This is a genomic window from Pseudomonas sp. Marseille-QA0332, from assembly GCF_054950175.1.
Genome location: NZ_CM143106.1, coordinates 2479525 through 2501835, shown reverse-complemented (window position 1 = coordinate 2501835; position 22311 = coordinate 2479525). Strand labels below are relative to the sequence as shown.

At 64.4% G+C, this 22311-nt stretch carries 22 protein-coding genes; 12 read left to right on the top strand and 10 right to left on the bottom strand.

Annotated features, from left to right (window positions below):
• Positions 1 to 42 precede the first annotated feature (42 nt).
• From groL to ACY8GK_RS11585, 6 genes are all read left to right on the top strand, one after another.
• Positions 43 to 1686, top strand: coding sequence for a chaperonin GroEL (groL, locus tag ACY8GK_RS11610; RefSeq protein ID WP_196177226.1), 1644 nt, complete (start codon positions 43 to 45; stop codon positions 1684 to 1686).
• A 140-nt stretch (positions 1687 to 1826) separates the two neighbouring features.
• The gene (colR, locus tag ACY8GK_RS11605; RefSeq protein ID WP_196177228.1) at positions 1827 to 2510 is read left to right on the top strand and encodes a two-component system response regulator ColR; all 684 of its coding nucleotides are present in this window, start codon (positions 1827 to 1829) and stop codon (positions 2508 to 2510) included.
• Positions 2500 to 3828 (top strand): sensor histidine kinase, encoded by a 1329-nt coding sequence (locus ACY8GK_RS11600; protein WP_196177230.1) that lies wholly within the window; start codon positions 2500 to 2502, stop codon positions 3826 to 3828. Before colR ends, ACY8GK_RS11600 begins: the two co-directional genes overlap by 11 nt.
• 110 nt (positions 3829 to 3938) lie before the next feature.
• On the top strand, positions 3939 to 4619 hold the full coding sequence (locus ACY8GK_RS11595) for a class I SAM-dependent methyltransferase (RefSeq protein ID WP_196177232.1): 681 nt from the start codon (positions 3939 to 3941) through the stop codon (positions 4617 to 4619).
• Positions 4620 to 4625: 6 nt separating this feature from the next.
• Entirely contained in the window at positions 4626 to 5324 is a 699-nt protein-coding gene (locus ACY8GK_RS11590) for a lipopolysaccharide kinase InaA family protein (RefSeq protein WP_196177234.1), read from the top strand.
• Entirely contained in the window at positions 5324 to 5539 is a 216-nt protein-coding gene (locus ACY8GK_RS11585; RefSeq protein ID WP_196177236.1) for a hypothetical protein, read from the top strand. Before ACY8GK_RS11590 ends, ACY8GK_RS11585 begins: the two co-directional genes overlap by 1 nt.
• A gap of 145 nt (positions 5540 to 5684) precedes the next feature.
• Here the strand turns inward: ACY8GK_RS11585 and ACY8GK_RS11580 are convergent, their stop codons facing one another.
• The 7 genes from ACY8GK_RS11580 to ACY8GK_RS11550 form a co-directional block, all read right to left on the bottom strand.
• Positions 5685 to 6782 carry a DUF1513 domain-containing protein gene (locus ACY8GK_RS11580; RefSeq protein WP_196177238.1) on the bottom strand — a complete coding sequence of 366 codons (1098 nt, stop codon included), beginning with the start codon at positions 6780 to 6782 and terminating at the stop codon, positions 5685 to 5687.
• 2 nt (positions 6783 to 6784) lie between these two features.
• Positions 6785 to 7849, bottom strand: a complete 1065-nt coding sequence (locus ACY8GK_RS11575) for an imelysin family protein (protein ID WP_196177239.1) — start codon at positions 7847 to 7849, stop codon at positions 6785 to 6787.
• A 16-nt stretch (positions 7850 to 7865) separates the two neighbouring features.
• Entirely contained in the window at positions 7866 to 9293 is a 1428-nt protein-coding gene (locus tag ACY8GK_RS11570) for a di-heme oxidoreductase family protein (RefSeq protein WP_196177241.1), read from the bottom strand.
• Positions 9294 to 9498: 205 nt separating this feature from the next.
• Positions 9499 to 10833 (bottom strand): imelysin family protein, encoded by a 1335-nt coding sequence (locus tag ACY8GK_RS11565; RefSeq protein WP_196177243.1) that lies wholly within the window; start codon positions 10831 to 10833, stop codon positions 9499 to 9501.
• Between the two features lie 148 nt (positions 10834 to 10981).
• Positions 10982 to 13063, bottom strand: coding sequence for a putative bifunctional diguanylate cyclase/phosphodiesterase (locus tag ACY8GK_RS11560; RefSeq protein WP_462403016.1), 2082 nt, complete (start codon positions 13061 to 13063; stop codon positions 10982 to 10984).
• Between the two features lie 240 nt (positions 13064 to 13303).
• Complete coding sequence (locus ACY8GK_RS11555; RefSeq protein WP_196177247.1) at positions 13304 to 13900, bottom strand: superoxide dismutase; 597 nt, start codon at positions 13898 to 13900, stop codon at positions 13304 to 13306.
• A 242-nt stretch (positions 13901 to 14142) separates the two neighbouring features.
• On the bottom strand, positions 14143 to 14739 hold the full coding sequence (locus ACY8GK_RS11550; protein WP_196177249.1) for a LysE/ArgO family amino acid transporter: 597 nt from the start codon (positions 14737 to 14739) through the stop codon (positions 14143 to 14145).
• Between the two features lie 128 nt (positions 14740 to 14867).
• Here ACY8GK_RS11550 and ACY8GK_RS11545 point away from each other — a divergent pair, with 128 nt between their 5' ends.
• The 4 genes from ACY8GK_RS11545 to ACY8GK_RS11530 all read left to right on the top strand — a co-directional run bounded on the left by ACY8GK_RS11545 (position 14868) and on the right by ACY8GK_RS11530 (position 18366).
• On the top strand, positions 14868 to 15758 hold the full coding sequence (locus ACY8GK_RS11545; RefSeq protein ID WP_462401317.1) for a LysR family transcriptional regulator ArgP: 891 nt from the start codon (positions 14868 to 14870) through the stop codon (positions 15756 to 15758).
• A gap of 49 nt (positions 15759 to 15807) precedes the next feature.
• Positions 15808 to 16803, top strand: a complete 996-nt coding sequence (locus ACY8GK_RS11540; protein ID WP_196177253.1) for an NAD-dependent epimerase/dehydratase family protein — start codon at positions 15808 to 15810, stop codon at positions 16801 to 16803.
• Between the two features lie 85 nt (positions 16804 to 16888).
• Positions 16889 to 17719, top strand: a complete 831-nt coding sequence (locus tag ACY8GK_RS11535) for an ATPase (protein ID WP_196177254.1) — start codon at positions 16889 to 16891, stop codon at positions 17717 to 17719.
• Positions 17720 to 17763: 44 nt separating this feature from the next.
• Complete coding sequence (locus tag ACY8GK_RS11530; RefSeq protein ID WP_196177256.1) at positions 17764 to 18366, top strand: acyl carrier protein phosphodiesterase; 603 nt, start codon at positions 17764 to 17766, stop codon at positions 18364 to 18366.
• 26 nt (positions 18367 to 18392) lie between these two features.
• Here ACY8GK_RS11530 and ACY8GK_RS11525 read toward each other — a convergent pair whose 3' ends face one another.
• Together ACY8GK_RS11525 and ACY8GK_RS11520 are read right to left on the bottom strand one after the other, a co-directional pair.
• Complete coding sequence (locus ACY8GK_RS11525) at positions 18393 to 19169, bottom strand: lysophospholipid acyltransferase family protein (RefSeq protein ID WP_196177259.1); 777 nt, start codon at positions 19167 to 19169, stop codon at positions 18393 to 18395.
• Positions 19169 to 19924 (bottom strand): GNAT family N-acetyltransferase, encoded by a 756-nt coding sequence (locus tag ACY8GK_RS11520; protein WP_462401316.1) that lies wholly within the window; start codon positions 19922 to 19924, stop codon positions 19169 to 19171. The genes ACY8GK_RS11525 and ACY8GK_RS11520 overlap by 1 nt, the downstream gene beginning before the upstream one ends.
• A gap of 218 nt (positions 19925 to 20142) precedes the next feature.
• On the opposite strand from ACY8GK_RS11520, the gene ACY8GK_RS11515 reads away from it, so the two are divergent.
• Together ACY8GK_RS11515 and ACY8GK_RS11510 are read left to right on the top strand one after the other, a co-directional pair.
• On the top strand, positions 20143 to 20724 hold the full coding sequence (locus ACY8GK_RS11515) for a YceI family protein (protein WP_462401315.1): 582 nt from the start codon (positions 20143 to 20145) through the stop codon (positions 20722 to 20724).
• A 1-nt stretch (position 20725) separates the two neighbouring features.
• Positions 20726 to 21886 carry a phospholipase D-like domain-containing protein gene (locus tag ACY8GK_RS11510; protein WP_462401314.1) on the top strand — a complete coding sequence of 387 codons (1161 nt, stop codon included), beginning with the start codon at positions 20726 to 20728 and terminating at the stop codon, positions 21884 to 21886.
• 21 nt (positions 21887 to 21907) lie between these two features.
• On the opposite strand, the gene ACY8GK_RS11505 is transcribed toward ACY8GK_RS11510, so the two are convergent.
• Entirely contained in the window at positions 21908 to 22306 is a 399-nt protein-coding gene (locus ACY8GK_RS11505; protein WP_196177267.1) for a ketosteroid isomerase-related protein, read from the bottom strand.
• Positions 22307 to 22311 lie beyond the last annotated feature (5 nt).

The window sequence follows — 22311 nt, the reverse complement described above, 5'->3', positions numbered from 1 at the left end:
CCCCGGTTTCCAGTTACTCGAAGAATTAAGGATTGAACGATCATGGCTGCTAAAGACGTAAAATTCGGCGATTCCGCCCGCAAGAAAATGCTCGTTGGTGTCAATGTCCTGGCTGACGCGGTCAAGGCGACCCTGGGCCCGAAAGGCCGCAACGTGGTCCTGGCCAAGAGCTTCGGCGCGCCGACCATCACCAAGGACGGCGTTTCCGTCGCCAAGGAAATCGAACTGAAGGACGCCTTCGAGAACATGGGCGCCCAGCTGGTCAAGGAAGTCGCTTCCAAGGCCAACGATGCTGCCGGTGACGGCACCACCACCGCTACCGTCCTGGCCCAGGCCATTGTCAACGAAGGCCTCAAGGCCGTCGCGGCCGGCATGAACCCGATGGACCTCAAGCGCGGCATCGACAAGGCCACCGCGGCCGTCGTCGCCGAGCTGAAGAACCTGTCCAAGCCATGCGCCGATTCCCGTGCCATCGCCCAGGTCGGCACCATCTCGGCCAACTCCGACAGCTCCATCGGTGACATCATCGCCGAAGCCATGGACAAGGTCGGCAAGGAAGGCGTCATCACCGTCGAGGAAGGCTCGGGCCTGGAAAACGAACTGTCTGTCGTGGAAGGCATGCAGTTCGACCGTGGCTACCTGTCGCCTTACTTCGTCAACAAGCCGGACACCATGGTGGCCGAGCTGGACAGCCCGCTGCTGCTGCTGGTCGACAAGAAGATCTCGAACATCCGCGAACTGCTGCCTGTCCTGGAAGCCGTCGCCAAGGCCGGCCGTCCGCTGCTGATCGTCGCCGAGGACGTCGAGGGCGAAGCCCTGGCTACCCTGGTCGTCAACAACATGCGTGGCATCGTCAAGGTCGCCGCGGTCAAGGCGCCTGGCTTCGGCGATCGCCGCAAGGCCATGCTGCAGGACATCGCCATCCTGACCGGCGGTACCGTGATTTCCGAGGAAATCGGCCTGAGCCTGGAATCGGCTACCCTGGAGCACCTGGGTAACGCCAAGCGCGTCGTCCTGTCCAAGGAAAACACCACCGTCATCGACGGCGCTGGCGCCGATGCCGACATCGATGCACGCATCAAGCAGATCCGTGCCCAGATCGAAGAGACTTCCTCCGACTACGACCGCGAGAAGCTGCAAGAGCGCCTGGCCAAGCTGGCCGGTGGCGTTGCCGTGATCAAGGTCGGTGCTGGCACCGAAGTCGAGATGAAAGAGAAGAAGGCTCGCGTCGAAGACGCCCTGCACGCTACTCGTGCGGCCGTCGAAGAAGGCGTGGTGCCTGGCGGTGGTGTCGCGCTGGTTCGCGCACTGGCTGCCATCGTCGACCTCAAGGGCGACAACGAAGACCAGAACGTCGGTATCTCGCTGCTGCGCCGCGCTGTCGAAGCGCCGCTGCGCCAGATCACTGCCAACGCCGGCGACGAGCCGAGCGTGGTGGCCGACAAGGTCAAGCAGGGTTCGGGCAACTACGGCTACAACGCTGCTACCGGTGAGTACGGCGACATGATCGAGATGGGTATCCTCGATCCAGCCAAGGTCACTCGTTCGGCCCTGCAGGCAGCCGCTTCGATCGGTGGTCTGATGATCACCACCGAAGCCATGGTCGCCGACCTGCCGGAAGACAAGCCAGCTGCTGGCGGCATGCCAGACATGGGTGGCATGGGTGGCATGGGCGGCATGATGTAAGCCAGCCTTCACCCCCCGCTGTAGCGAAGAAGCCCCGCCTCGTGCGGGGCTTCTTTTTGTCCGCCGCTTGAGCCCTTCCCGCGAAGCACTTAAGCTGCGCCTGCCGCGCAGACCAACATGCGCCGCACAGGAGACCCCCGATGCGCATCCTACTGGTTGAAGACAACCGCGATATTCTCGCCAACCTGGCCGACTACCTCGGCATGAAGGGCTACACCGTCGATTGCGCCCAGGATGGGCTGTCTGGCCTGCACCTGGCGGCCACCGAGCACTATGACCTGATCGTGCTCGACATCATGCTGCCCGGCATCGACGGCTACACCTTGTGCAAGCGCCTGCGCGAAGATGCCCGTCGCGATACGCCGGTGATCATGCTGACCGCTCGTGATCAGCTCGATGACCGCCTGCAGGGCTTTCGCTCCGGCGCCGACGATTACCTGCTCAAGCCCTTCGCCCTGTCGGAACTGGCCGCACGCATCGAGGCAGTGCTGCGTCGAGCCCAGGGCGGCGGGCGCCGGGTACTGCAGGTGGCCGACCTGAGCTATGACCTCGACACCCTGGAAGTCAGCCGCGAAGGCCGTCCGCTCAAGCTCAACCCTGTCGGCCTCAAGCTGCTGGCCGTGCTGATGCAGAAAAGCCCACACGTGTTGCGTCGCGAAGTGCTGGAGGAGGCCTTGTGGGGCGATGACTGCCCGGACAGCGACAGCCTGCGCAGCCATGTCCACCAGCTGCGCCAGGTGATCGACAAGCCTTTCGAGAAACCGTTGCTGCATACCGTCCATGGCGTCGGCTATCGCCTCGCCGAGGGTCGCGATGGAGTTTAAGCAGAGCCTTGCCCAGCGCATCATCATCGCCTTTGCCCTGATGAGCGCTCTGGTGGCAGGTGCCTTCGCCTTCGGCATCGTCGCTACCGTCCACCTGGTGGAAGAACGTCTGATCTCGGCGGTGCTTGGCGGCGACTTGCAGCGCCTGCTGCGCATGGACAGCATCAGCGACTGGAGCCACCGGCCGCGCCCGGACCAACTGTTCTACTTCAGTGGCGGGCGCGACGACTTTGCCCTGCCCAGAGACCTGGAACATCTGCGCCCCGGCTTCCACGAGGTGTTCCGCGATCAGCTGTCCTACCACGCGATGGTCGAGGTGGTCGACGGTCGACACTATGTCCTGTTGCAAGACCAGAGCGACTTCGAGGAGCGTGAGCGGGTACTGTTCGCCGTGGTCTTGGTGGGCTTCGTGCTCAGCCTGGCCCTGGCCGTGTTCCTCGGCTGGGTCCTGGCGCGGCGGGTGATGGCGCCGGTGATCCGCCTGGCCCGCCAGGTTCGTCACCGCGACCAGTTGCTCGGCCTGGCCCCGCCCCTGGCGCCCGACTACGCGGCCGATGAAGTCGGGCAACTGGCCGCGGCCTTCGATGACACGCTCGGTCGCCTGCGCGATGCTTTGACCCGGGAGCGTCTGTTCACCAGCGACGTGAGTCACGAGTTGCGCACGCCGCTGATGGTCTTGGCGACATCCTGCGAACTGCTGCTGGAAAACCCTGCCCTGGACAGCCGGGCGCGGACCCAGGTGGAGCGTATCGCCCGTGCCACCGAAGAGATGCGTGAACTGGTCAAGACTTTCCTGATGCTGGCCAGGGCCCAGCGCGACGAAGGCGCGGTGGCTTCGCGGGCAAGCCTTCGGGAAGTGGCGGATGACCTGATCGGAGTGTGGCGAGACACCATCGAGCAGAAAGGCCTCACGCTCTACTACGACGGTCGGGTCAGCGCCAGCCCGGTACTCTACAACGCGACCTTCCTGCAGTCGGTGATGGGCAACCTGTTGCGCAACGCCGCGCACTATACCGACCACGGCTACATACGCTTGAGCCTGGAACCTGATGGCTTCAGCGTCGAGGACAGCGGTGTCGGTATTCCGGAAGAACAGCGCGAAGCCATGTTCCGGCCGTTCGTGCGCGGCGACGAACGCCGGGGCGAAGGCTTGGGCCTGGGCTTGTCGCTGGTGCAGCGGATCTGTGACGACCAGGGTTGGCGCGTCACGCTCACGGCAACCTTGCCGCACGGTTGCCGTTTCCAGGTCTCGCTGGCGCCAGGGGCGGGCGGCTCATCCAAGGCGGACCCGCAGGTCGGTTCGCCTAGGGAATCCTAGAAAGAGGCTGTAGGATACTGTCGTGAAAATCGACGGTTTTTTCACATTGGCATGACCTGATCCCGACGTCTGTCTGCTTAAGGTGGCGCACCTGAATCCGGGAGGCGCCCATGCCAAAGCCTGTAAGACTCGAGTTTTCCGAAAAGTACGATCACGAACACGCGCAGCAATACTTGCGCAAGCATCGCCAGGGACTAGCGCGTCGTCTGTCGCATCAGCGCGATGAACAGCTGGCGCGTCGTGCCCTGGCCCTGGTTGGCGAGCCAGGGCTGGTCCTGGACCTGCCGTGTGGGGCCGGTCGTTTCTGGCCTCTGTTGGCGGAAAAGGCCAACCGGGTGATCATCGCTGCAGACAACTCCCAGGCCATGCTGGAAACTGCCTGTGGCTCTCAGCCGGCCGAGGTGGTATCAAGGGTGCGCCCCTTGCAGACATCCGCTTTCGCCATCGATCTTCCGGACAGTTCGGTCGACAGCATCTTTTGCATGCGCCTGTTCCACCACGTCGGCAAGGCTGAGCACCGTCGCGCCGTTCTCGAGGAGTTTCACAGGGTCAGCCGCGACAGCGTGATCCTGTCGCTATGGGTGGATGGCAATTTCAAGGCCTGGCGGCGCAGGAAACTGGAGCAGCGTCGTGCCCGGCGCAACGAACAGAACGACTACCAGAATCGCCATGTGCTGGCCGCTGATACGGTCGAGGCCGAATTCGAGGCTGCCGGGTTTTCCATCCAGGAACGACTGGACTTCCTGCCGTTCTATGCCATGTGGCGAGTTTACGTATTGCGAAAGAGGTAATGAGAAATGGCGGTGGCCCAGGATCGATACAAGCAGTTCGATTATTACTGGCAGCAGCAAGGCGAATGGGTGGAAGAGCCCAATCAGCGGCGCGGTGGTGAAAGTGGCGTGCAGCGGCTCAGCGATGCCAATGGCCAGACGCTTTATGCCAAGCGCCAGGTCGGTCACGTCTATCGGACCTTGTTGCACCCGTTCGGTCGGCCGACGGTCCTGCGCGAGCTGGACGCGTTGAAAAGCTTCGGGCAACTCGGCGTCAGGGTGCCCGATATCGTCTTCTGCGGCATCGAGCGAGGCCCGGACCGCCAGTGGAGGGCCTTGCTGGTCAGCAAGGCGCTCGACGGCTTCGTCGATATTGATTCCTGGTATGCCTCCGGCGCCCGCGAACGCTACGACCAGGCGCTGCACGACAGCGTGCTGGAGGACTTGGCCATGAACCTGGCGCGCATGCACCGTGGCCATTGGCAACACGGCTGCCTGTACGGCAAGCATGTCTTCGTGAAAGTGAGCGAGGATGGCGCTCAGGTCCGTGCGCAGGTCGCCTTGCTGGATCTGGAAAAATGTCGGTGGCGAATCAGCCGCCAGCGCGCGGCTGGTAACGATCTGCGCCAACTGCGTCGCCATTCGTCACTCAATGAAGCGGAATGGCAAAAGCTGCTCTACTTTTACCGGACAGCGTTTGGCAGCGCAGTCAAAGGGTTAGGGTAATGAAACTAGAAGTCGCACGAGCTTTGTTCCTCCTGGCTGCCCTAGTGGTCACCACGGCGGCGGCAGCGGCCTGGAACGAACCCCGTCCTCAGGTCTTCAGCAAGGGCCAGTGCACGGTGCCTCGCGAAGCGAAAACGCATGTTGCCGCCGAGCCCGACCAGGACCTTCTGCTGTTCCTGTTCGGCCTGCGCCAGGGGCTGCGTCCGCTTGGCTGAGCCACGCTTGCGGGCTGCCAGGTACAGCTCATCGCCAGCGTATCCAGCGGTTCATCCCTGAACCGCAGCGCAGCGGCCGCGCCAGCGCCGGCAACCAAGGCGACGACAGGCCACGCTGGGCCGCCGCCGTTCACCGCGAGATTGGCTACGCCACGCGCAGATGGTTGTCCCAGAACCCCGAAGGCATCTGCAGCGGTTGCCCGACCAGCTGCTCCTTGCGGCAATCATAGTAACGACAGCGCCCCTGCCCGGACGTGACCACGAAACCATCCTTGACCGCGCCGACTCCGGCGCAGTCCGGCATCGGCGCGTCGAGCCGGACCTGGGCGCTGTCCAGGTCCCAGATGAACAGCCGATTGGCGCGCGGCGCAGTCAGGGCCACCAGGCGCAGGTCGTCGTGGATCGCCACGCTGGCAGTGTACTGGGCCATCGACTGCAATTGCCGCTCGGGTACGGGAAACGCCTGGAATGATTGGCCCGGACGCTTGATCGCCAGCAACTCGGCGGTTTCCTCGGCATCGCCCATGAACTGCTGGCAGGCGACGATGGTACCGTCACGGCCAATCGCCAGGTGACGCACGCTGTTCATCTGCTGCGCGAGCGATTCCTTGCTCAGCAGGGTACCGTCACGCTGCATCAGGACCAGACTCGGTTCCATGGCGTGGAGGTTCATCTCGACACGGCTTTCGGCTTCGGTACGAATCCCACCGTTGGCCACCACCAGGGTCTCCCCATCGGGCAACCAGGCTACCTCGTGCGGGCCGATGCCGTGGGTAGGGATCTCGCCACTGTGCACCAGGCGCTCACCTTCGAAGCGATAGACGCCTAGCACGCCACGCCCTGGGTCGGTCGTGTCGTTCTCGGTGGCGTACAGCCATTCGCCGCTCGCGTGCACGACCGCATGGCCATAGAAATGACGATTCGGCCGCGAGCGAACGGTCTGCAGCAGGCGGCCGTCACGCAGGTCGATCAGATAGCTTTCGGTACCGGGACGACGTGCCACGAACAAGGCGATCGGCAGCTGTGGATGCTCAACGATGTCGTGGCAGCGCTGGGCCACTTCGGTGGCGAACACCTGGCTACCGTCCAGACGATAGCCGACCGCATGGTGCTTGCCGTCGCCATCGTCGCGCGCCGAGAGCAGCAGCGGTTCGTCACCCTTGTTGCGTGACAGGCTCCAGCCGCCCAGGGTCAGGGCGCTGAGCAGCACGCTACCGAACTTGATGGCCTGGCGTCGCAACATGATCAATCTCCGTCGTTGGCATTGAAGCCTAGCTGGATGTTCAACGCCTTGGCCAGTTCGCCTTCGTGCAGGCGATGGACGACGTTGAGGCTGTCGTAGATCTGGTTGAGGGCCTGCCGGCCGGCCTCGTCGGCAAGCAGTTCATCGAGGGTCTTGCGATTGTCGGCCAGCAGCTTGAGAGCGTCGGTGTAGGCAGCGTCGATGCGCTCGGCCAGGGCTTTCTGTTCCTTGCCTAGCAGGGCGCGCAGGCCCTGGTTGTCGACACCGACCCACACCGCCTGCGCGGCTTTGAGGCTGGCTTCGATGCTCTTCATCGACGCGTGGCTGCGCCAGGCTTCGGCCTGCAATGGCTGGGGAATGCCCTTGCTCTGGCGGCCCATTGGCGCGCCGAGCTTCTTCTTCAAGGTGTCCAGGGCGGTGACCTGGGCACGCAGTAGGTCGGCGATCGCCTCATGCGAATCGGCATAACGCTGGTTCGGGAACTTGGTCATCTGGGAAAGCATGCCGTCGGTGCTGTTCCAACCCTTGAGGATCTCTTCGGCCAGGGCTTTCTGGTGCTCGGCGATCGCCACCAGCAGCGGGCAGTAGCGGGCCTTCTGCTCGGCGGTGGCGATATCCGGCTTGCTGTCGAACAGGATGTACTCATAGGCCGACAGGCCGCGTACCACGACGCTGGACTTGCCCAGGGTCTGCGCATCGACCGGCTTGTCGCCATTGACCAGTTGTTCGACCTGACGACCGACCAGGTTCTTCTTGTCCGGCCAGAACTGTACCTGCCAGGCGCGGTTGCCTTCGGCCAGCGGGCCGACCAGCAATGGCTGCAGCTCGGCCCAGGCTTTCTGGGCGGAGAGGAAGTCGGCACGCGCCGCATCCAGCGAAGCCTTGCCTTGGCAGTAGGCCAGTGCGCTGGCAGCCAGCTGGCGATCGGCTTCGACCCAGCGGCTGTAGGTCGGCAGGATCACCTGCTTGGCGATGGCCGCGGACGTCACGGCTTGCGGGTCCTGCGGTGAGCAGGCGCCAAGGGCGAATGCGGCGAGGCTGGTGAACAATAGTTTGGGTCGGAACATGCCCGGCTCCTTGCGCTTAGAGTGAATTCAGGAACGCCAGCAGCGCGGCGCGCTGCTCGGCATCGAAGGTAAGGACATGACGACGGGCGGCTTGCGCTTCGCCGTCATGCCAGAGCACGGCCTCGAGCAGGTTGCGCGCGCGACCGTCATGGAGAAACTGGGTATGTCCGCTGACGGCCTGGGTAAGACCGATACCCCACAGCGGCGGGGTTCGCCAGTCCTGGCCGCCCGCGGCGAACTCGCTGCGGTCATCGGCAAGTCCCGGACCCATGTCGTGCAGCAGCAGGTCACTGTAGGGGCGGATCAGCTGATTGGCCAGCTCCGGCTCGCTGGCATGGGCAGAGGTGGTGAACTGCGGCACATGGCAGGCCTGGCAGCCGGCCTCGAAGAACAGGTTCTTGCCGGCCAGCACCTGAGGCGCGTCCACATCGCGCCGGGCCGGCACGCCGACGTTGCGCGCATAGAAAGTGACCAGGCGCAGGATGTTGTCGCTGACTTCCTTTTCGCCCCCTGGCCCGTCGCCGCTGGGCGCAGCCAGGCAGTCCCGCTGCGCTGGCGTGCAGTCGTCCTGCGGATGCAGGGCCGTGGTCAGGCCCATGTCGCCAGCGAAGGCGTGCACGTTCTGCTGGTTGACGTCGGGTTGGCCAGCCTTCCAGCCGAAACGGCCGAGCACGCTGCGCTGGCGGGCCTGGTCCCACACCGTGTTGGGGCGGCCACGGATGCCATCGCCGTCACGGTCCTCGGGGTCGGCATTGGCCAGGATGGCTTCTTCGGGAATGGCCTCGAGCAAGCCCAGCCCGATCATCGGCGGGGCGATTCGCGCGGAGAAACGCGTGTCTGGATGCATCGGCCCATAGCCGAGCTGGGTAATGTGCAGGTGCGGTTTGCGCAGCTCGACCTGGTAGCCGTCGTCGAAGGCGACGGTGTGATAGCTGTAGTCGACCCGGACCTTGCCTTCAGGCGCCACGCCAGGCACTGCCATGTCCTGCAACTGAGTGCCGTAGGTAGGTTCCGGGACGACGCCCAGCTGCTGGATCTGCTGCGCATAGGCCGGCTGGTCGGGAATCGACAGGCGTACCAGCATCGACACCGCATTGCTGGCGCCGGGCGGCGGTGGATGGCCGCGTCCATCGCGAACATGGCAGTTCTGGCAGGCATTGGTATTGAACAGCGGGCCCAGGCCGTCCCGCGCGGTGGTGGTGGAAGGCGCGATGACCCAAGGGCTGCGGAAGAAACTGTTGCCCACACTGAAGTCCAGCCGTCGTTCGGGAGCGAGGTTGGCCGAAGGCAGGGAAAACGCATTGCGGTCTTGTCGCTGCACGGTCGTCGCGCCACCGGACAAGGCTTCTCCCGGTTCGGCCTTGGTGAAACGCGGCGCGTCGTCACAGGCGGCCAGGATTCCAGCCAGTAGCAGGAGCGTGATGCGGGACAGCGACAGGGACATCGAGGATCCTGAGAGGATTGAGCAAAAAACCGGCGTGCAAGCTTAGCAGGCTCACAAGACATGAATAAGAGGGATTTGCGTTTGCTTCATGAAATTGCTGTCAGGATGGCGGTCGAGCTGCCGGATCGCCTTGCGCGACAGGTTGCAGCGGCGAGCATGACACGTACCCACATGCGCCATGCTCGCCTGTCTGGATGCCGACCGATCAGAATTCGTGATCGGCGGTATCCGGGCTCAGGTTGGAAATCCCCAGCTTGCCCGCGGCCTGCTCGATCGCACCGGTCTGCTTGACCAGCGCGGCGATGGCGTCGCGCACGATCTGGTTGCCGGCAGCGTTGTCCGGGGCGATCAGCTGGTCGTAGTGCTCGCCCTTGAGCGCATGGTCGACCATGACCTGGATCTTCGCCTCGGTGGCTTCGAGGTCCGCCTTGAGCGTGGCATCGGTGGCCGGATCGGCCTTGGCCACCAGCGAGGACAGGCTTGGGCCAGTGAGCTTGCTGCCATCGACGCGAGTGTATTCGCCCAGGTAGATGTTGCGGATGCCCTTGGCGTCGTAGAAGTGCGCGTAGTGGGTATTGTCGCTGAAGCAATCCTGCTCGTCTTCCGGCGAGTTGGCCTCCAGGGAAACCTTCATGCGCTCGCCGGCCAGCTCGCCGAGCGATAGGCTACCCATGCCGAACAGCATCTTGCGCAGGCCATCGTTGACCGGCTCGGCCTCGAGCTTGGCGCGATAGTTGTCGGCCACGCTCGGTGCCCAGTTGCCAACCATTTCCTCCAGGTCGCTGACCAGCAGGTCGGTGACGGCCTTCAGGTAGGCGCGACGGCGATCGTTGTGGCCACCGGTGGCGCCTTCGCCTTCCAGGTAGTCGGAAGCCGGACGGTTGCCAGCACCTGGACCGGTACCGTTGAGGTCCTGGCCCCACAGGAGGAACTCGATGGCATGGTAGCCGGTGGCGACGTTGGCTTCCGAGCCTGCCAGCTCGTTGAGGCTGGCCAGTTTTTCCGGCGTGATGTCCTTGACGTCGACTTTCTCTTCGCCGACCTGGATCTCGGTGTTGGCGATGATGTTGGCGCTGGCCGCCGGGTTGCCCAGGGCATGCTCGTAGCTGCTGTCGACGTAGTCGATCAGGCCCTCGTCCAGCGGCCAGGCATTCACCTGGCCTTCCCAGTCGTCGATGATCGTGTTGCCGAAGCGGAAGGCTTCGCTCTGCAGGTACGGAACGCGTGCCGCGGCCCAGGCGTCCTTGGCCGCCTGGAGCGTCTGGTCGTCAGGCTTGGCCAGGAAGGCGTCGACGGCGCTCTGCAGGGCCTTGGCGGTGCTCAGGGAGTCGCTGTAGATGGCATGGGCCATCTCGGCGTAGTGCTTGACGACCGCCTTGGCCGCCGCTTCATCGACCGCCACCGGGGCCGCGGCCGTGGTGCTGGCGGCAGCAGGGGCCTGGGCTTGCGGCGCGGCAGCCTTCTCGTCCTTGTCGCCGCAGCCGGCGAGAGAGATGGCGATGGCCAGCAGACTGGCGGAAGCCAGGGGCATTCGAATCATTGTAGGTCGTTCCTGCGTCGTGTGGTTGGACAGGTGTGCCAGAGGCACGCGAAACCGGCACATAATGCGAAAGATTTGCATTTTATGTAAAGGGGCGACGAGCAATTGGCGGATCCGCCAGGCGCTGCAACGCCGTGCCAGGCAGCGGCTAGAGCGCGGAAACCTGGTTGCGCTGCGCCTGCCTGAGGAACTGGGCCAGTTCGCGAGCCGGCAAGGGCTTGCTGTAGTGATAGCCCTGGCCTTCGTGACAACCCTGGGCAATGATGTAGGCCTCCTGTTCGGCCGTTTCGACCCCTTCGGCGATCACTTGCATGCCCAGGCTCTTGCCAAGCTGGATGATCGCCCGGACGATGGTGGCGTCGTCGTCATCGTCCAGCAGGTCCTGGACGAAGCTCTTGTCGATCTTGATCTTGTCCAGCGGCAGGGACTTGAGATAGCTGAGCGAGGAATAGCCGGTGCCGAAATCGTCGATGGCGATCAGCGCGCCGGAGCGACGCAAGCTGAGCAGGTGCTGGGCTGCCGTGCTGATGTCTTCCATCAGGCCGGTCTCGGTGACTTCCAGCTCCAGGCTCGCAGGCGGCAGGCGATGGATCTGCAGCAGGTTGTTGACCACCCGCGGCAGCTCGTTGTGATGCAACTGCACGGTGGACAGGTTGACCGCCATGCGCAGTTCGCCGAAGCCCTGGTCGTGCCACTCGCGAAGCTGCCGGCAGGCCCGGTCCAGGACCCACTCGCCGATGCCGATGATGCTGCCATTCTGTTCGGCCAGCGGGATGAACTGGTCCGGAGGGATCATGCCCAGCTCCGGATGTCGCCAGCGCAGCAGGGCCTCCACGCCAACCACGCGCTTGTCGCGATAGCTGATCTGCGGCTGGTAGACCAGATACAGCTGGTCGCGTGCCAAGGCTTCGCGGAGATCCTTCTCCAGCTCGCGCCGGCGACGCATTTCGCTGTCCACGCTGGCGACATAGAACTGGTAACGGTTGCGCGAGCGGGCCTTGGCCAGGGTCATGGTCTGCTCGGCTTTCTGCAGCAACTTTTCGGTGCTGTCGCCATCCTCGGGGAACAAGGTGATGCCGATGGTGGCGCGCAGGCGAATCTGCTGCTGCTCGAACGAAAAAGGGATTTCCAGTTCGTCGAGGATGGCCTGGGCAAGCTCGGCCGCTTCGTAAGGCTGTTCGATGTTCGCCTGGACCAGCGCGAACTGGTCGCCACCGAGGCGGGCCAAGGCGGCGAGCCGGCTGCTGTGGGCCCGCAGGCGATCGGCCAGGGCCAGCAGCAACTGGTCGCCGACCTGGTAGCTGAACTGTTCGTTGATGCCCTTGAAATCGTCCAGGCCGACGCACAGCACCGCCACGCGTCGCTGCAGGCGAGCAGCGTCGTCGAGTATCTTGTCCAGTTGCTGCTGCAATTGCTGGCGATTCGGCAGGCCGGTGAGGAAGTCGTACTGGGCCAGGCGCTGCAGGCTGTTTTCCGCCTCGTGACGCAGGTGGGTGTTGCGCTCGATCGAAGCCAGCAACTGGTTGGCCGTGTCGACCCAAAGGCCGAGCTCGTTTTTCTCGTGGCCCTTGAGCAGGGGGATCTGATACTGGCTGGGCCGGTCCGGATTGATCTGCATCAGGTGCTCGATGATCTTCGACAACGGCTTGGTCAGCAGCCAGTGATAGACCAGGTAGAGCACCAGCCCCATGGCCAGGGCGCGCAGCACGCCGGATACGAAGATGATCACGGCATTGAACAGGAAGCCCTGGCCGTAGCTTCCAGTGTCGAGCGTGATGCTCAGGTCGCCGTAGTATTCGCTGTAGGGACCGCGACCGACCAGTTGGGTGGTGAAGCTGCGTTCCTGGCCGAGTATCAGGTCGGTCAGCCAGCGCGTGGACATTTGCCGCAGCGGGCGCGACTTCTGCGCCAGCATGGTCTCGTTCGGATGCCCGATGGAAGCCATGCGCACCGACTCGTCCTGGAACAGCCCCTCCATCACCTGCATGCCCATTTCCCGATCCAAGCTATAGACCGCCTGGGTCGATGGATCGCGGAACATGTCGAGGATTCGCTGGGCATCGGTAGCAACAGCCTGACGGGTCTTGTAGGCGTCGTAGACGATCTGCGCGCAACTGAGCACGACGCCGACCGCAAGCGCGGCCATCAGCACGACCCTCAGCAACTTGACCGACAAGCTGTTCTTGAATTCCAGCTTCAATGGGGCTTCCTTAATCCATGCGGACGACATCATCTTGACATCGATCCGATCCGTACACTGTCTGCCGACCCGAGACACCACGAGCCGGCTGGGATGGAACCCATCATTCTGGTGCCCGACAGTGTATCGGTCACCCAGCCATGCGACTTGAGCGCGCCGTGGCCATCTTCCTGAGGATGATGTTAGCGTGTGATCCGTCACCGGCAAGCCATGCCTGGCGATTACCCAGGCGAAAAAAAACCCGGCGGATGCCGGGTTCTTGTCGACCGATCAGGCCTTGAACACATTGCCTTCGAACTGCTGGGCCACGAAGTCCCAGTTGACCAGCTGCCAGAACGCCTCGACGTACTTCGGCCGCACGTTGCGGTAGTCGATGTAGTAGGCGTGCTCCCAGACATCGCAGGTCAGCAGCGGGGTGTCGCCGCTGGTCAGCGGGTTGCCGGCGCCGATGGTGCTGGCCAGGGCCAGGGAACCGTCGGCTTTCTTGACCAGCCAGCCCCAGCCAGAGCCGAAGGTGCCGACGGAGGTCTTGGTGAACTCTTCCTTGAACTTGTCGAAGGAACCGAACGCCTGGTCGATGGCTGCCGCCAGGGCACCGGTCGGCTGGCCGCCGCCATTGGGCGACAGGCAATTCCAGTAGAAGGTGTGGTTCCAGACCTGGGCGGCGTTGTTGAACACGCCACCGGAGGAAGTCTTGACGATTTCTTCGAGCGTCTTGCCTTCGAACTCGGTGCCCGGAATCAGATTGTTCAGGTTCACGACATAGGTGTTGTGATGCTTGTCGTGGTGATACTCCAGGGTTTCCTTGGAGATGTGCGGCTGCAGGGCATCATGGGCGTAGGGCAGCGGCGGCAATTCAAAAGCCATGGTTCAACTCCTGTTCAGGTCTGTTTGCGTGTGCGCAAGGCCGATCACGGGCGGCCCTTGAAGCGTCGACGGGTTTTACCTCTGGCGACGCAAGCCCCGGATCATAGCACCTGTCGGCGGTGGGCGACGAGCGGTAGCCGCAGCCCGCAAGCTACATGCTGATCGTGTCGATCTTGCGAACGCCGCTCATCTGGAAGATGGAGTCGCAGGTGCAGGCGACTCGGTCTGCTTTGGCTTGAAGCTCAGAGCACCAGCTGGACCGCCACCGCGAACATCATGGCGGCCACCAGCAGGTCGAGCAGGCGCCAGGTGGCGGGGCGGGCCAGCCAAGGTGCCAGCCAGGCGGCGGCGAGCGCCAGGCTGAAGAACCAGACCAGCGAGGCGCTGGCCGCACCTGCGACATAGGCACCGGGCACGCTCTGCTGGGCGCCGAGCGAGCCGATCAGCAGCACGGTATCGAGATAGACATGGGGGTTGAGCAGGGTCACCGCCAGGGCGCTGAGCAGCACCGCCCGACGTGAGCGCAACCCCTGGTCCTGCTGCTGGTGCAGGCTCTGCCTCGAGCAGGCGCGGCGTAGCGCCTGGCTGCCGTACCAGATCAGGAAGGCCGCGCCGCCCCAGCGAGCGACCGCGAGCAGGGTAGGGTTGTGTGCCAGTACCGTGGCCAGGCCGAACACGCCGGCCGCCACCAGGATCGCATCGCACAGCACGCACAGCGCCGCGACTGGCAGGTGATGCTCGCGACGCAGGCTCTGGGCAAGGACGAAGGCGTTTTGCGTACCGATCGCCATGATCAGCCCGAAGGCCACCAGCAGACCGTTGAGATAGCTTTGCCACATGGCAGGGGACACTCCATTGACGCAAGTACCAGGCTTGCGCCGCTCAGCGAAGGGAAGAGGCTGGCCATTGTGCCCATCGGCGCTGTATAAGAAAAACCAATAAAGCTCATCAGGCATTAGGAAAATCGATGTTCGACTACAAGCTGCTGGCCGCTCTCGCGTCGGTGATCGAACAGGGCGGTTTCGAGCGCGCCGCGCAGATGCTCGGGCTTTCGCAATCAGCCGTTTCCCAGCGCATCAAGCTGCTCGAGGCGCGCGTTGGCCAGCCGGTGCTGGTGCGTGCCAACCCACCGAGTCCCACCGAGGTCGGGCGGCAGTTGCTCAACCATGTCCAGCAGGTGCGCTTGCTCGAGCGCGACCTGCAGCGCCAGGTGCCGGCGCTCGACGAATCCGGCATGCCCGAACGCTTGCGTATCGCTCTCAACGCCGACAGCCTGGCAACCTGGTGGGCTGGCGCGGTAGGGCCCTTTTGCGCCGCACAGCAAGTCTTGCTCGACCTGGTGGTCGAAGACCAGGATGTGGGGCTGCGGCGCATGCGTGCCGGGGAGGTGGCCGCCTGCCTGTGCGCCAGCGAGCGGCCCGTGGCTGGCGCGCGCAGCCTGCCGCTTGGCGCCATGCGCTATCGCGCGCTGGCAAGCCCGACGTTCATGACCCGCCACTTCGCCGCTGGCTTCGAGGCCAGGCGCCTGGCACGCACCCCAGCCATCGTGTTCGGCCCCGACGATTTTCTCCAGCATCGCTATCTGGCCTCGCTGGGCATCGAGGAAGGGTTCCTTCACCACCTGTGTCCATCCGCCGAAGGATTCCTGCGCATGACCGAGGCCGGGGTCGGCTGGGGACTGATGCCGGAACTGCAAGTCGTCGAACAGCTCGAGAGCGGTCGGCTGGTGGAAATCTGCGCCGGTACGCCCATCGACGTGCCGCTGTACTGGCATCATTGGCGCACGGGCGGGCTGCTGCTTGGTCAACTGACCGAACACCTGCGACAGACGGCAGCGCAATGGCTGGTGCCGTTGTAGGTGAACGCGACGTCTGTTGCATCTGGAATCTGGCAAGGCGGAGTCAAACATGCGAATTCTGGTCACCGGTGCGAGCAGCTTCATTGGCGCACGTTTCGCCCGTTTCGCCCTTGAGCAGGGCCTGGAGGTGCGGGTCAACGGCCGGCGCGCCGAGGGCGTCGAGCACCTGGTCAAGCGAGGCGCGCAGTTCGTCCCTGGCGACCTGACCGATGCCCGCCTGGCCCGCCGGCTGTGCCAGGGCATGGAGGCCGTGGTGCATTGCGCGGGCGTGTCGGGCCATTGGGGGCGTTATCAGGATTTCCACCAGGGCAACGTGGTGACGACCGAGAACATCGTCGAAGCCTGCCTCAAGGAGCAGGTGCGCCGGCTGGTGTACCGGTCTTCGGCAGCCGTGTACTTCGATGGCCGGGCCCGCCTCGGGGTGCGCGAGGACCAGTTGCCGCGCCGGCTGCATGGCCACCAGGCATTGACCCGCTTTCTCGCCGAACAGAAGGTCTTCGGTGCCCAGGAGTTCGGTCTCGAGGCGCTGGCGCTGCGCCCGCGCCTGGTCACCGGAGCCGGTGATGGCAGCCTCTTTCCGCGCCTGCTGCAATTGCAACGCAAGCGGCGTCTGGCAATCATCGGCAATGGTCTGAACAAGGTCGACTTCACCAGCATGCACAATCTCAACGAGGCCCTGCTGGCGGCCTTGTACGCCGGGGAACACGCGCTCGGGCAGGCCTATAACATCAGCAATGGCCAGCCGGTGCCGCTGTGGGACGTGATCAACTATGTCATGCGCCAGATGGAGCTGCCCCAGGTGACCCGGTATCGCAACCAGGGCCTGGCCTACGGCCTGGGGGCGATCAACGAGGCCGTCTGCCTGCTCTGGCCGGGACGGCCGCAGCCAAGCCAATCGCGCCTGGGCGTACAGGCCATGAGCAAGGACTTCACCCTCGATATCAGCCGTGCCCGGCAGTTGCTCGACTACCGGCCGAGGGTCAGCCTGTGGGCGGCGCTGGACGAGTTCTGCAACTGGTGGAAGAGGCAGCCGGTCGGCTCCTGAGCGGCTGCCGACGTTCGAGTTCGGTCAGGCCATGTCCGGGCGGTTTATAATCCCTCCTCTTTCGTTGCCAGCGTGACCCAGCCCCATGCGTAATGATGCTCATGATGATCTCGACAGCGTGCCGACTCTGCGGGCCGGCACCCGTGACGATGACGAACTGCTTGCGCCGCCCCGGGTGCGCCAGCGTCAGCAAGCGGCGCGGCCCGCCAGCACGGGGCCGCTCTGGGCGCTGCTGGCCGCTGCCTTCATCGCCCTGGCGGGCCTGGGCTGGTGGAGCTTCCAGCAGATTTCGCTGATGGAGCAACAGCTGGTGGCGACCCAGGACAGTTTCGCGCGTATCAGCGAAGAGGCGGCGGGACGCCTGCAGACGATCAGCGGCAAGGTCGCCGCCAGCGAATCGAGCGTCAATACCGACAACGAGGCACTGAAGCTGCAGATTCGCCAACTGCAAGCCAGCCTGGCCGAGCAAGGCAGGCAGCAGCAAGGTGTGGCCGGGCAGGCTGGCGATCTGGGCAAGCGGCTCGAGCAGGTCCTGGCCGATACCCGTGAGCAGCAGAAGGCCGTCGCCGAGCTGCAAGCGCGGCTGGAGACCCAGTTGCAGGCGGTGAGTGGCGAATTGGCCACGCTCAAGTCGGCCCAGATCGATGCCGGCAAGCTCGATGACAAGCTCAAGCGTCTCGACAGCGACGTGGCTGCCCTGAAGAAGCAGGGCGATTCGGTCGCGGCGATCAAGAGCCTGGAACAGGACATGCTGGTGCTCAGGAGTCAGCTCGACAATCGTCCGGCCAGCACACCCGCGACCGACGCGGCCTCGTTGCAGGAATTCGATGCCTTTCGTGGCCAGGTGACGCGCAACCTCAATACCTTGCAGAGCCAGGTGCGGAATCTGCAGCAACAGATCGATGCTCGACCGTGAACGGACAGGCACGCTCCAGCCAGCGCCGGGGCTAGACTCGACGAATGAACTATCTCGCACATCTTCATCTCGGCGGCGACCAGCCCGAGCAGTTGCTCGGCAGCTTGTACGGCGACTTCGTCAAGGGATCGCTTGAAGGGCGCTTTTCCTGCCAGCTGCAGGCATCGATCCGCCTGCACAGGCGCATCGACAGCTATACCGACGGTCATCCGCAGGTGCAGGCCGCGCTTGCGCGGTTTCCGCGCGAGCGGCGACGTTATGCCGGGATCGTTCTCGACGTGTTCTTCGACCATTGCCTGGCCCGCCATTGGCAGGACTATGCCGAACTGCCCCTGGCAGTGTTCACCCAGCGCTTCTATCGCATCCTGCTGGCCCAGCCGGAGCTGCCAGGACGACTGGCGCAGGTCGCGCCGCACATGGCGGCCGATGACTGGCTGGGCGCTTATGCGGACTTCGCGACGCTGGAGCAGGTATTCAAGGGCATCTCGCGGCGCTTGTCGCGACCGCAGGGGCTGGCAGGGGTAATGCCGGAGCTCGAAGCGCTCTATGAGCCGCTGCTGGCAGATTTTCGGGTGTTCTACCCACAGTTGCAGCGGTTTTGCGCTTGCGAGCAAGGTCTGGCGCCAGGCACCGCATCGAGCGTGTGACGCCGGCCGGGTTGCAGCTTGTCCGATCATGCGGCACAGGGCTGGCGGCGTGTCGCCTGCTCATCGCCCGACAACGCTTGCAGGATGGCCTGGCGTGCCTCGAAGGCCAGGGCGGCTCGCGTCTTCCCGGTGCTTGCCAGCGGCTCGAGCAGCCTGATCACAACCTCGCCTGGTGGCTGCGCGAACAAGCGCAACAGGTGCGAAACCAGGTCGTCCTCGCCGATGAATGGCGCGACCGGGTCGAGGCAGCCGTGACGCAGGTACTGGATCGCCACCGGCTGTACCGGGGTGCCTGCATCGATGGCGGCGCCCAGCAGACGGCCATGGAAGGCACGCACGCCGCTACCGTCGGTGGTGGTGCCCTCGGGAAAGATCAACAATGGGCGCGACTGGCCCAGCCGCTCGATGATCTGCCGGCGCACCCGCTGACTATCGCCACCCCGGCGGATGAACAAGGTGCCGGCGTTTTTCGCCAGCCAGCCGGCAAGCGGCCAATCGCGCACTTCGGCCTTGGACAAGAACGACAAGGGCGTCAACCTGCCCAGCAAGGGGATGTCGGTCCAGGATACGTGGTTGCTGACCCAGAGCATGGGCCGCGACGGCAGTTCACCGATCACCCGCACCTCGAAAGGCAAGGTCCTGGCCAGGCGCCGCAAGAACGCTTGCGTCCAGCGCTGGCGCCGTTCGAGCGGGATGCGCAGGCCCACTCGTGCGCCACTTGCGAAACAGCCCGCCAGGATCGCACCCAGTGCCAGCACTGCAAACAGGCGGCACAGGCGTGCCGCCGTCCGCGGCCCGGACATCAGACCGCCGCCTTGAAGTGGCGAGCGTAGCGCGGGCACAGTTCGTCCCGTTTGAGCAGAATGAACACGTCGGCGACCTGGAAGTTCTCGTCCCAGCACGGTTCGCCACAGATTTTCGCGCCCAGGCGCATGTAAGCCTTGAGCAGCGGCGGCATCTGCGCACTGACATTGCCGGCAAGCGCAAGGGCGGGCAACGGCTTGCGCGGCTCGGCATGCAGCAGCTCGGTGCACAGATGGCGCTCGCGCAGGCGCTGCATGATCGCATGGGCCTGCACACCGCCGTCCTGCATGGAAATGCTGGCGCAGCCCATCAGGTAGCTGTAGCGCCCTTCGTTGAGCACTTCGGCCAGTTCGCTCCAGAGCACGGCGATGGTACCGCCGTTGCGATAGGCTGGATCCACACAGGTGCGGCCTAGCTCGAGGATCGAACCTTGCAGGCGCAGCAAGCCGTGCAGGCGGAATTCTTCTTCGCTGTAGAAGCGGCCCAGGTTGCTGGCGGCGTCATGATCGAGCAGGCGGGTCGTGGCGACCAGTGCGCCAGTGAGCCTGTCGCGCACCCCAAGGTGGCGACAGTGAACGTCGTACTCATCTGTGTCCAGGCCCTGTTCGGCGCCCTTGAGCCTGGCCTTGAACTCGCGGCTGAACACCTTGAAGCGCAGCGCCTGGGCTTCGCGCAACGCGGCGGGGCCGATCAGCCGTTCGGCTTGCAAGCGACGTTCGGTGGGGTCGTCGCCTGAGCGAGCGATTCGGATCATTGCGAGTCTCCATGGCCAGCAGCGGGAAGTGGACGATCGGCTTGGTTGTGCACGCTCAGGCTAGGCAGGCGCGGTGTCACCGACATGAACCTTTGGTGATGCTTGCGTGACTGGCCTGGGGCCAGGCTTCGTGCGAGCGCCTCGAGAGGCGAGGGTGGGCGCTTGCTGGGGCGAAGGCAGCCGGGTAAGGTTGACGGCTTCTTTTCAAGAGATTGCACATGTTCAAGCTGCCTCGTCTCCTGCTCGCCTCGCTGCTTGCCTTGAGCCTGCCTGCCCATGCCAGTTGGCATCTGGATGGCGAGTCCTCGCGGCTGTCCTTCGTCACCAGCTATGACGGTGCTGCCGCCCAGGTCCACCGCTTCCTGGTGCTGCATGGCAAGGTCGACCGCAAGGGCGCGGCCGAGCTGAGGATCGAGATGGACTCGGTGTTCAGCGGCGTGCCCTTGCAGGATGAGCACCTGCGCGGCCGCTTGTTCGAGGTCGAGCGTTTCCCCGATGCCAAGGTCCAGGCCCAGCTCGACCTGCAACCGATCATCGGGCTGGCCAACGGCGCCCAGGTCGAGTTGCGCCTGCCCTTGAAAGTCCTGCTGCATGGACAGGTGCATGACTATGAGGCGAGCTTGCTGGCGACGCGCCTGGATGAACACCGTTTCCAGGTGGTCACCTTGCAGCCACTGATCCTGCGTGCCGAGGACTTCGACCTGGCGCCAGGCCTGGAGACCTTGCGCAAGCTGGCCGGTTTGGCGTTCATCAGCCCCTCGGTACCGGTCAACGCGGTGCTGATCTTCAACGCTCGCTGACATGCCGGGGCCGGTCTTCCCCTGGCGTGATGGCAACCAGTTCGAACTGCTGGTCGACGGCCCGGAATTCTTTCCATGCATGCTGCTGGCCATCGTCCGCGCCGAGTATCAGGTTGACCTGGAACTGTACCTGGTCGAGGCTGGCGCCTGCGCCGAGGCAGTGGTCGAGGCGCTCGAACTGGCGGCCAGTCGCGGCGTGCGGGTGCGCTGCCTGTTCGACGACTACGGCTCGCTGGCGTTCTCTTCCGGCCTGCGTCGGCGCTTGTCCGAGGCCGGCGTTCAGTTGCGCTTGTACAACCGTCTGAGCTGGCGTCGCGGCCTGCGCAACCTGTACCGCGATCATCGCAAGCTGCTGTTGGTGGACCAGCGCTGGGCCGTGGTCGGTGGCACTGGCGTGACCGACGAATTCTGGAAACCCGGCGAAGCTGCGAGCGAGTGGCATGAGGTCATGGTGCGCATGGAAGGGCCAATCGTCAGTGACTGGCAACAGCTGTTCGATCGCCAGTGGCATGCCAACCAGCGGCGTACGGCCTGGCGTCCTCCAGAGAGCTTCGGTGGCCTTGCGCGCCTGCCCCAGGTGCCTGCCCAAGGCCAGGGCATGGGCCGGGTAGCCTATGCCGATGCCCGCCAGCACCGGGACATCCTGCATTCGCTGGTGCGCGCACTCAACAGCGGCGAGCGTCGCATCTGGCTGGCCACACCGTACTTCCTGCCGACCTGGCGCGTGCGCCGCTCCCTGCGCCGGGCCGCGGCGCGGGGCATCGATGTGCGCCTGCTACTGACCGGGCCGCGCACCGACCACCCTTCGGTACGCTATGCCGGCCACCGTTATTACCCACGGTTGCTACGCGCCGGGGTAAGGATCTTCGAATACCAGCCGTGCTTCCTGCACCTGAAGATGGTGCTGGTGGACGACTGGGTCAGCGTCGGCTCGTGCAACTTCGATCACTGGAACCTGCGCTTCAACCTGGAGGCCAACATCGAGGCGCTCGACCCGCCGCTGACCGCGGCGGTCCAGGCCAGTTTCGAGCGCGACTTCGGCATGAGCCAGGAAGTCGACCTCGTCGGTTGGCAGGCGCGTCCGTTCTGGCGCCGCGTGCAGCAGCGGGCCTGGGGATGGCTGGACCGGCTGGTGGCCAATTTGCTCGATCGACGCGATTGATCACCAGCGCGCTGGAATGCTTCAGCCAACCTGCTCGATCCAGTCGTTGAGGTTGTAGTAGTTGGTCACCCGCGCGATCTTGCCGCAATGGATATGGAAGAACGCCCCTGCCGGCAAGGTGTAGGTTTGGCCGCTGGCCGGCGGCAGGCCAGCGTCGTCGGTCAGGTATTGGCCATTGACGGTGAATTCGGCGGCGGCGCGACTGCCGTCGGCATTGTGCATCACCACGATGTCCGTCAGCCTTTCGCGGTAGCAGCGATTCATCTTGGCCATGAAGGCGGCGAAAGCGGCCTTGCCCATCTGCCGCTCGCCCTGGTTGATGTCATGTACCACGTTCTCGCTCAACAGCGAGAGAAACGTCGGCATGTCCCCGGCGTTGAAAGCGGCGTAGTAAGCGTTGACCAGTTCGGTAGCGGTCATGGCGT

Coding starts and splice junctions, on each gene's coding strand:
- groL (WP_196177226.1), top strand. CDS start 43: ATGGCTGCTAAAGACGTAAAATTCGGCGATTCCGCCCGCAAGAAAATG.
- colR (WP_196177228.1), top strand. CDS start 1,827: ATGCGCATCCTACTGGTTGAAGACAACCGCGATATTCTCGCCAACCTG.
- ACY8GK_RS11600 (WP_196177230.1), top strand. CDS start 2,500: ATGGAGTTTAAGCAGAGCCTTGCCCAGCGCATCATCATCGCCTTTGCC.
- ACY8GK_RS11595 (WP_196177232.1), top strand. CDS start 3,939: ATGCCAAAGCCTGTAAGACTCGAGTTTTCCGAAAAGTACGATCACGAA.
- ACY8GK_RS11590 (WP_196177234.1), top strand. CDS start 4,626: ATGGCGGTGGCCCAGGATCGATACAAGCAGTTCGATTATTACTGGCAG.
- ACY8GK_RS11585 (WP_196177236.1), top strand. CDS start 5,324: ATGAAACTAGAAGTCGCACGAGCTTTGTTCCTCCTGGCTGCCCTAGTG.
- ACY8GK_RS11580 (WP_196177238.1), bottom strand. CDS start 6,782: ATGTTGCGACGCCAGGCCATCAAGTTCGGTAGCGTGCTGCTCAGCGCC.
- ACY8GK_RS11575 (WP_196177239.1), bottom strand. CDS start 7,849: ATGTTCCGACCCAAACTATTGTTCACCAGCCTCGCCGCATTCGCCCTT.
- ACY8GK_RS11570 (WP_196177241.1), bottom strand. CDS start 9,293: ATGTCCCTGTCGCTGTCCCGCATCACGCTCCTGCTACTGGCTGGAATC.
- ACY8GK_RS11565 (WP_196177243.1), bottom strand. CDS start 10,833: ATGATTCGAATGCCCCTGGCTTCCGCCAGTCTGCTGGCCATCGCCATC.
- ACY8GK_RS11560 (WP_462403016.1), bottom strand. CDS start 13,063: ATGTCGTCCGCATGGATTAAGGAAGCCCCATTGAAGCTGGAATTCAAG.
- ACY8GK_RS11555 (WP_196177247.1), bottom strand. CDS start 13,900: ATGGCTTTTGAATTGCCGCCGCTGCCCTACGCCCATGATGCCCTGCAG.
- ACY8GK_RS11550 (WP_196177249.1), bottom strand. CDS start 14,739: ATGTGGCAAAGCTATCTCAACGGTCTGCTGGTGGCCTTCGGGCTGATC.
- ACY8GK_RS11545 (WP_462401317.1), top strand. CDS start 14,868: ATGTTCGACTACAAGCTGCTGGCCGCTCTCGCGTCGGTGATCGAACAG.
- ACY8GK_RS11540 (WP_196177253.1), top strand. CDS start 15,808: ATGCGAATTCTGGTCACCGGTGCGAGCAGCTTCATTGGCGCACGTTTC.
- ACY8GK_RS11535 (WP_196177254.1), top strand. CDS start 16,889: ATGCGTAATGATGCTCATGATGATCTCGACAGCGTGCCGACTCTGCGG.
- ACY8GK_RS11530 (WP_196177256.1), top strand. CDS start 17,764: ATGAACTATCTCGCACATCTTCATCTCGGCGGCGACCAGCCCGAGCAG.
- ACY8GK_RS11525 (WP_196177259.1), bottom strand. CDS start 19,169: ATGTCCGGGCCGCGGACGGCGGCACGCCTGTGCCGCCTGTTTGCAGTG.
- ACY8GK_RS11520 (WP_462401316.1), bottom strand. CDS start 19,924: ATGATCCGAATCGCTCGCTCAGGCGACGACCCCACCGAACGTCGCTTG.
- ACY8GK_RS11515 (WP_462401315.1), top strand. CDS start 20,143: ATGTTCAAGCTGCCTCGTCTCCTGCTCGCCTCGCTGCTTGCCTTGAGC.
- ACY8GK_RS11510 (WP_462401314.1), top strand. CDS start 20,726: ATGCCGGGGCCGGTCTTCCCCTGGCGTGATGGCAACCAGTTCGAACTG.
- ACY8GK_RS11505 (WP_196177267.1), bottom strand. CDS start 22,306: ATGACCGCTACCGAACTGGTCAACGCTTACTACGCCGCTTTCAACGCC.